Below are 8,365 nucleotides of genomic sequence, written 5' to 3'. Positions count from 1 at the left end.
CGCGATAGCTCAGTCGGTAGAGCAACGGATTGAAAATCCGTGTGTCGGCAGTTCGATCCTGCCTCACGCCACCATATTCAAAAAAGCCTCTGATTCAATCAGGGGCTTTTTTTTGTCTGACAATTTTAGCTTGCCTGTAAAAATTTTCACTTATAGTAGCGCTATACAGGAAGAATAAAATATAAGGACAATCAGGCGTGAAGGATTTATTTTCACTGGACAGTCGGCGTTACCAGCAAGCTCGACCGATATATCCGCAAGCCATGCTTCAGCATCTCTTGAGTTACGTGCATACGCGTGATCTGGCATGGGATTGTGGTGCAGGTTCGGGCCAGCTCACGCATATGCTGGCACCTTATTTTGAGCAGGTGGTCGGCACAGACATCAGTCAAAGCCAGCTCGATCATGCCGAATATTACGACAACATCAGTTATCAGGTTCAACCTGCCGAAAAAACCACCTTTCCCGACCATTGCTTTGATTTGATTACTGTGGCGCAAGCCGTACACTGGTTTGACTTTGAGGCCTTTTATGCCGAGGTAAAGCGTACCCTGAAACCCCGTGGCATTTTTGCCATTATTGGATATGGACTGATTGAGGTGGATGATCCCTTGTTCCATATGCAGATTCAGCAGTTGTATCATCACACCTTGAGAGGGCATTGGGATCCAGAGCGGCGTTATATCGATCAGCATTACCGTACCATTCCATTTCCATTTCAGGAAATCCAGATGCCGAACTTTGACATTCGCTTGCGTTGGAGTTTTAAGCAATTAATACAGTATTTAGGCACATGGTCTGCTGTTCAGCATTATATTTTGCAAAAAGGTACAGATCCATTACAGGAGCTAAATGCAGCTTGCGCCGATCTGAATCAGATCGTTGAGGTGCGCTTTCCAGTGCTGCTACGTGTGGGTGTACAGGTACGCTAATAACCCACCAAGAGCATGTTAGTTCGATACTCTAATCCGAGATCAGTCGTTTACCTAAACAAATGGCATCGACTTCTTCGTAACCCAATTCATCGTAAAAGCCTTGTACATCCAGATTGTCCTTGCGTAACAGCAACTGGACCTTGGGGCAGCCACGCGCGATCAGACGCTTTTCTAGTTGCTGAACCAGAGCAGTGGCAACGCCCTGACGCTGATACTGCGGATGAACGGCCAGATAGCTGATCCAGCCACGGTGGCCGTCGTAACCGCCCATGACGGTCGCTACCAGTTGCTCGTCGCGAAGAGCCACTAAAAATAGCCCATCGTTTTGTTCAGTTTTACGGAAAATATCAATTTCAGCATTGTTCCACGGACGGCTCAGCCCGCAAAGTTCCCATAAACTGACAATATCTTCGATATCGGTATGGCTAAACTGGCGAATCATAAACATGGGTTGTTCTTCTTGTGATGATGTTTAAGCCTTAAGATAAAAGAAAAGAAATCACTTGATAAGCCTTTTTTTTGTATAAAAAAAGCACCCTGTGATCAGAGTGCTTTGGGTGAAAAAAAGGAAGGCTTAAGCAGATTTGGCTTCAGGCTCGATGGCCAGCATGTGTCCATTTTCTTCAAAATTTACATGCCAAGACAATGCTTCGCGTAGCAGATGTGGCGTATGTCCGCCTTTAGCACATGCACGGTTGAAGTAGTCATTAAGCGCATCTTGATACAGTGGGTGAACACAGTTTTTGATAATCGCCACAGCGCGCTCGCGCGGTGCCAGACCACGTAAGTCGGCCAGACCTTGCTCGGTCACCAAGATATCAACATCATGCTCAGAATGATCGACATGCGACACCATTGGGACGATCGACGAGATGTCACCGCCTTTTGCAATCGACTTGGTGACAAAGATAGCCAAGTGTGCATTTCGTGCAAAATCGCCCGAACCGCCAATGCCGTTCATCATTTTGGTTCCACACACGTGTGTTGAATTGACGTTACCGTAAATATCGAACTCAAGTGCAGTATTGATGCCGATAATCCCTAAACGACGTACCAACTCAGGGTGGTTTGAGATTTCTTGCGGACGAAGTACCAACTTGTCTTTGTAGGCTTCAATGTTGCCAAACACTTTTTCACCGCATTTCGCCGACAGGGTAATCGAGCTGCCCGATGCAAACTTCATTTTTCCAGCATCGATTAATTCAAAGGTACAGTCTTGAAGTACTTCAGAGTACATGACCAAATCTTCAAAGTTTGAATCTTTCAGGCCAGTCAGTACGGCGTTGGCAATTGAACCAATCCCTGCTTGAAGAGGGCCGAGATTTTGCGGTAAACGACCTTCAGCCACTTCTTTTTCAAAGAAAGCGATCAGGTGGTTGGCAATGCCTTGGGTTTCATCATCTGGAAGTGTCACAGTCGATGGCGAATCGGCAGTATCGTTAAATACAATCCCGACAATTTTTGCAGGATCAATCTGAATGGCGCTGGTACCAATTCGCTCGTCTACTTTGGTCAGTGAAATTGGCTGACGTGTTGGACGGTATGACGGAATATAAATATCGTGTAAGCCTTCGAACGCTTCGCTTAAAGAGGTATTGATTTCAACAATCACTTTTTCAGCAAAGATGGCAAAGCTTGCAGAGTTTCCAACAGAAGTGGTAGGAATAATGCCGCCATCCTCAGTAATCGCAATGGCTTCAATTACAGCAACGTCTGGGCGTTTGAGCTGTAAATTACGCATTTGTTCAACTGTTTCAGACAAGTGCTGATCAATAAACATTACTTCGCCATTATTAATGGCACGACGTAAGGTATTGTCGACTTGGAAGGGTAGGCGACGCGCCAATACACCCGCTTCGGTTAACTGTTTATCGAGGTCATTCCCTAAACTCGCGCCCGTAATTAATGTAATTTTTAACGGGTTTTGTTTTGCACGTTCAACTAAAGCTTGTGGGACCGCTTTCGCTTCTCCCGCACGAGTAAATCCGCTCATACCCACAGTCATACCGTCTTGGATATATGCTGCAGCATCATCTGCGCTAATCACTTTGTTGTGTAATGAGGCCAATCGGATACGATCTAAAGACATGGGTTTACTCTCAATCTGTTTTAGTTCACATGCCAGATTGTACCGTTGTTCGTTTACTTTTGACGTCGTGTTAGGCTAAGGTCTAATTTTTGAAAAAAATACAATAATCATATTTTGTGATGTACGCCTAACTTATTTATTTATCTAGAAAATAACATTGAGAAATAAGTAGCGACTCAAACAGGCCTGCTGAAAATATGTTCGGCTTAAAATCGATCTGAGAAACTTTGCTTAATTTTTTCAATCGGATTGGCTGGTAGTGGCTCAGGGGTTAAATGCTTTGGAAGAGGTAATAAAATACGCGCTTCGAGCCCACCTTCAGGACGATTATGAATCAGTAGCTCACCTTGGTGGATATCGACAATCCGTTTGACAATTGCCAGCCCCAAGCCGCTGCCCTGAATTGTTCGCGCTGAATTACCGCGGACAAAGGGTTGCATCAGTTCTTCGATCTGATCTTCTGGAATACCTTCGCCGTGGTCGGCGACAATAATCAGAATATGATCGCCTTCGACCTGTGCGGTCAGTTCGATTGGCTCTGCACCATAGCGTTTGGCATTGTTAATCAGATTGGCAATCAGGCGTTTTAGCGACAAGCTACGTGCAGGAATAATCGGAACATCTTGTGCTTCAAAGTGAATTTCGAGCGGTTTAAATTGAACCACCAATTCTTGCAGCAAAATATTAATATTGGTGTCGCGTAGTTCTTCGTCGGAGCCATCGCGCATATATGAAATAAACTGATTTAAAATGGCGTCCATATCATCGACATCATAGACCAGCCCTTCTCGTAAAAACTCATCGGGTAGCATTTCGGCAGTCAAACGAATTCGAGTGAGCGGCGTACGTAAATCGTGGGAAATACCCGCCAGCATGATTTGCCGATCACGTTCGGTTTGCTCAAGTGTATAGATCATGTGATTAAACGCTTGATTCACCTGACGAATTTCTAATGGACCATGGTTGGTGCCCAAATAGGGCGCCTTACCGGTTTTACTATAGGCATTGGCCGCATTTTGTAAGCGGCGCAGTGGGCGGTTAAGCTGACGCACCAAAGTCAAAATAATAATGGCAGACAGAAGCGGAACGCCAAGCAGCCAGCCAAACACCAGCTCAGGGCTATAGTTGGCATAGGTTTTTAAGGGTTCACGAACCCAATTGCCGTGCATTTCTGGCGTTTGAATCCAGATACGTGGGCTTGGCTTAAACTGGAAATACACAATGACATTATCGACTTTTAGCTCATTGGCCAGTTTATCTTCAACATGATTGGTAAAGAAATCCGCAATCACTTTGTCGCGGACATTGGGATATTCTTTGGGGTCTGTAACGTACTCGATTCCGACTCTGTTTTTGAGCCATGTATCGACGTCAACCTCAACATCACGATGAAAAATACGAATGTCGGGGTTATTGACCAGTTCCAGCTCGACAGCCAGATAGCGCGCATGTTGCTGGATTTCAGGCAAATATAAGGTGCGCCAAAAAAACCACAGCGACATCATCAGACTAAACACCACCACGAACAGCACCAGCACCGTGGTGCGCATTGCAGCTGAACGCGGTTTTATTTTGTCGAGAAAGCGTTCCCATCGGGTTCGTTTACGTTCGGAATACGCAACGTAATCGGTATACGCTTGCGGGTCGATGGGGTCGAGCTTCACTCAATCATCCTAAGTCTAAATTATGCCTTATTCTGCACCATCTGGAACAAATACATAGCCCACGCCCCACACGGTTTGGATATAACGTGCGCGTGCTGGGTTGTCTTCGATGAGGCGGCGCAAACGTGAAACCTGTACATCGATTGAACGTTCCATTGCACCCCATTCACGACCACGCGCCAAATTCATCAGTTTGTCACGGGTCAAAGGTTCACGTGGGTGTTGCACCAAGGCTTTCAAGACTGCAAATTCGCCTGTGGTGAGTGTCACCACTTGGCCTTCACGAGTCAGGGTGCGTGTAGAAAGATCGAGTGACCATGGGCCAAAGCTCACCACTTCAACTTGCTGACTTGGGGCGCCCGGCACTTCACGAACCTGACGACGCAGTACCGCACGGATACGTGCCAGTAGCTCGTTTGGATTAAACGGTTTTGGCAAATAGTCATCTGCACCGGCTTCTAACCCTGCAATTCGGTCAGAGTCGCTGCCGCGTGCAGTCAGCATGATGATCGGGGTGTCGATATTAGACTGACGTAAACGACGACAGATACTCAAACCGTCTTCCATTGGAAGCATAAAATCTAAAACAATTAAAGAAAATAATTCGCGCTGAAGCAAACGATCCATTTGAGTTGCATCGTGGGCCGTTTTAACAACAAAACCTTTGTCTTCCAAGAAGCGTTGCAAAAGGGTGCGCAAACGTACATCGTCATCGACGACAAGAATCCGTTCGACGCGATCGGTGTCGTTATGTACAGTTTCAGTATGTTCAGCAGGTACAACTAAACTCATGATGTACTCCCTTTATTTAAGTCATAATTTATAGATTATTGGATCAATGCAGTATAATGCCGATATTCTTGTTTAGACTATGTATCAAATTGCTCAAAATTACAATTTTCGGCGAAATTTGAAACCAAAAAACAACATCTTAAAAGCATTTGATGCACTGTATATCTTTCATGAATATTCCAGATTAATCCCTATTCACCATTCTTTGTATTTATGCCTCTAAGTGACTGTTTTTACAAGTGACAAGTTGATGAAATTTGTACGTTCGGTGCCAGATTCCTTAAAATAAAACAGCAGCCCATAAATGACGTATTAAATGTGCAAAATATCACATCTGTTTGAGTGGCCGCTCAGACCTATTAAATAGAATAAATGTACTGTAATTGATTCGAATTTTTGTCAAAACCCAGCGCATGATTCAAAAAAACGTTTTGAATAAGTAAAACAAGTGTGGATTTTATAGTCTCGGTCTTTATAATCAGTGCTTTTAAACTTAATCCTTGTGGAATCGAACACGATGACTGACTTAGTTCAGCAGTTGGCAAGCGAGCTTGCCGTACGTCCAAACCAAGTAGAAGCTGCCATCCGTTTAATTGATGAAGGTGCCAGTGTTCCTTTTATTGCCCGTTACCGTAAAGAGGTCACGCAAGGCTTAGACGATACGCAACTACGCCAACTCGACACACGCTTGTCTTATCTGCGTGATTTATATGAACGTCGTGAAAAAGTCATTGAGTCGCTAAAAGAACAGAACAAACTTTCCGATGATTTATTGGCACGTGTTAACGCTGCCGAAACCAAAAATGCACTTGAAGAAATTTACGCGCCATATCGTCCAAAGCGCACCAGTAAATCATTCAAGGCACGTGAAGCCGGTCTTGGGCCAGTAGCAGAGCGCATTGTTGCCGAGCAAATTGAACCAACAGAGGCGCTGGCTGGATTTGAGCATGCCGATTATCCAGATGCCGAGAGCCAGCTCGATGCCGTACAACATATTATTATTGATGACTGGGCGCAAAACATTGCCTTGACCACAGAGCTTAAAAGTCTGTTCGCCAAGACGGCCAGCCTCAAAAGTACGGTGGCTTCTGATGAGAAAAAAGAAGTTGGTAAAAAATTCCGTGATTACTTTGAGTTTTCTGAAAACTTAAACAAACTCCCTTCACACCGTTTACTTGCCATGCTACGCGGTCGTCAAGAAAATGTGTTGGGCCTTAAAGTAGACGGACAAGACGATGCACCTTTGGCACGCATTGAAACCGAATACAATCTGGATCAAGTACAGCCACAAGCCCGTCAGGATTTTTTAAAGCAAACGGCAAAACTGTTCTGGTTAGGTAAAATTCGTCCGCAAATCGAGCATTCTTTGCTGACCGAAAAACGCCTTGCAGCCGAAGCTGAAGCCATGCAGGTATTTGCAGAAAACTTGCGTCACTTATTATTGTCTGCACCAGCGGGCAGTCGCACCACTTTAGGTGTCGACCCTGGTATTCGTACCGGTGTAAAGCTGGCTGTGGTCAGCGAAGCGGGCGATGTATTGGCGCACAGTACCATCTACCCATTTGCACCTAAAGAAGACAAAGAAGGCTCGATTGCCGAGCTTGCACGTTTGTGCCGTGAATACAATGTGGATCTGATTGCAATTGGCAACGGTACAGCAAGCCGTGAAACTGAAGCCGTTGTTGCTGAAATGATGGCTGCCAATACCGATCTTAAACTGACACGTGTAACAGTCAGTGAAGCAGGGGCATCGGTTTACTCGGCAAGCGAGCTGGCAGCAGCAGAATTGCCTGAACTGGATGTATCGATTCGTGGTGCCGTATCTATTGCCCGTCGTTTACAAGATCCATTGGCGGAGCTGGTAAAAATCGATCCGAAATCGATTGGTGTGGGTCAGTATCAGCATGATGTCAATCAGACGGGTCTGGCAAAAACGCTCGATGCGGTGGTTGAAGACTGCGTAAACGCCGTGGGTGTCGATGTGAATACCGCATCGTCTGCCATTTTGGGTTACATCGCCGGTTTAAACAAAGCGATTGCTCAGCAAATTGTGGAATATCGTAAAGAGCATGGCCGTTTTGACAACCGCCAGTCGTTGAAAAATGTACCACGTTTGGGTGAGCGCACCTTTGAACAGGCAGCAGGTTTCTTGCGTGTCTTGAATGGTTCTGAACCACTTGATGCGTCTGCTGTCCATCCGGAAAGCTACGGTTTGGTGGAAAAAATGGTACAAGCCAAAGCCACGACTGTAAAAGACCTGATCGGTAATTCGGAAATTATTCGCCAGATCAAAGCAGATGAGTTTGTCGATGACACCTTTGGTTTACCAACCGTTCAGGATGTATTAACAGAGCTTGAAAAACCGGGCCGTGATCCACGTCCGGAATTCCGCACAGCCAAATTCCGTGATGACGTGACCGAAGTGGCACAGCTCACTGAAGGCATGCAGCTTGAAGGCGTAGTGACCAATGTCACCAACTTCGGTGCATTTGTGGATGTCGGCGTCCATCAGGATGGTCTGGTGCATATTTCTGAACTGGCGAATGAGTTTGTCTCGGATCCGCACAAAGTGGTGAAGCCGGGTCAGATCGTACAAGTTCGAGTGATTCAGGTCGATGTTGAGCGTAAGCGTGTCAATTTAAGTATGCGTCCTGAAGGTTCAGAAGCGCCGGCGAAAGCTGCGCGTGCGCCACGTCGCGAAAATAATGAGCCACGTCCTGAGCGTAAGCCACAGCATAAGCGTCCACAGCAGGCTGCACGTCAAGGCGATTCGAGCAAAAAGCCACAGCGTGCTAAGCAAGAAAAGCCTCAAGAACAAAAAATTGGCGGCCTAGGTGCTTTGTTGCTCCAAGCCGGCATCAAAGGTTCTAAATAAAAAGTTTGTA

Annotated in this window: 6 protein-coding genes; 2 read left to right on the top strand and 4 right to left on the bottom strand. The window is 45.9% G+C overall.

Features of this window, described 5'->3' with window-relative positions:
• Nucleotides 1-197: 197 nt before the first annotated feature.
• On the top strand, nucleotides 198-932 hold the full coding sequence (locus tag QLG00_RS05480; RefSeq protein WP_004934138.1) for a class I SAM-dependent methyltransferase: 735 nt from the start codon (nucleotides 198-200) through the stop codon (nucleotides 930-932).
• Between the two features lie 31 nt (nucleotides 933-963).
• On the opposite strand, the gene QLG00_RS05475 is transcribed toward QLG00_RS05480, so the two are convergent.
• From QLG00_RS05475 to ompR, 4 genes are all read right to left on the bottom strand, one after another.
• Nucleotides 964-1,383 (bottom strand): GNAT family acetyltransferase, encoded by a 420-nt coding sequence (locus QLG00_RS05475; RefSeq protein WP_004934141.1) that lies wholly within the window; start codon nucleotides 1,381-1,383, stop codon nucleotides 964-966.
• A 126-nt stretch (nucleotides 1,384-1,509) separates the two neighbouring features.
• On the bottom strand, nucleotides 1,510-3,024 hold the full coding sequence (locus QLG00_RS05470) for an acetyl-CoA hydrolase/transferase family protein (protein WP_004934143.1): 1,515 nt from the start codon (nucleotides 3,022-3,024) through the stop codon (nucleotides 1,510-1,512).
• A gap of 206 nt (nucleotides 3,025-3,230) precedes the next feature.
• Nucleotides 3,231-4,688, bottom strand: coding sequence for an ATP-binding protein (locus QLG00_RS05465; protein ID WP_004934146.1), 1,458 nt, complete (start codon nucleotides 4,686-4,688; stop codon nucleotides 3,231-3,233).
• A 27-nt stretch (nucleotides 4,689-4,715) separates the two neighbouring features.
• Nucleotides 4,716-5,480 carry a two-component system response regulator OmpR gene (gene ompR, locus QLG00_RS05460; RefSeq protein WP_004934149.1) on the bottom strand — a complete coding sequence of 255 codons (765 nt, stop codon included), beginning with the start codon at nucleotides 5,478-5,480 and terminating at the stop codon, nucleotides 4,716-4,718.
• A 517-nt stretch (nucleotides 5,481-5,997) separates the two neighbouring features.
• Between ompR and QLG00_RS05455 the strand changes: the two genes are divergently transcribed.
• Complete coding sequence (locus tag QLG00_RS05455; protein ID WP_076033139.1) at nucleotides 5,998-8,355, top strand: Tex family protein; 2,358 nt, start codon at nucleotides 5,998-6,000, stop codon at nucleotides 8,353-8,355.
• Nucleotides 8,356-8,365: the final 10 nt, after the last annotated feature.

This window comes from Acinetobacter sp. V89_7 (assembly GCF_029967895.1).
Lineage (GTDB): Bacteria > Pseudomonadota > Gammaproteobacteria > Pseudomonadales > Moraxellaceae > Acinetobacter > Acinetobacter soli.
This window is presented reverse-complemented; position numbering and strand designations above follow the sequence as displayed.

Excerpts from the sequence above, each read along its gene's own strand:
- QLG00_RS05475 (WP_004934141.1), bottom strand. The coding sequence starts at position 1,383 with ATGTTTATGATTCGCCAGTTTAGCCATACCGATATCGAAGATATTGTC.
- QLG00_RS05470 (WP_004934143.1), bottom strand. The coding sequence starts at position 3,024 with ATGTCTTTAGATCGTATCCGATTGGCCTCATTACACAACAAAGTGATT.
- ompR (WP_004934149.1), bottom strand. The coding sequence starts at position 5,480 with ATGAGTTTAGTTGTACCTGCTGAACATACTGAAACTGTACATAACGAC.
- QLG00_RS05455 (WP_076033139.1), top strand. The coding sequence starts at position 5,998 with ATGACTGACTTAGTTCAGCAGTTGGCAAGCGAGCTTGCCGTACGTCCA.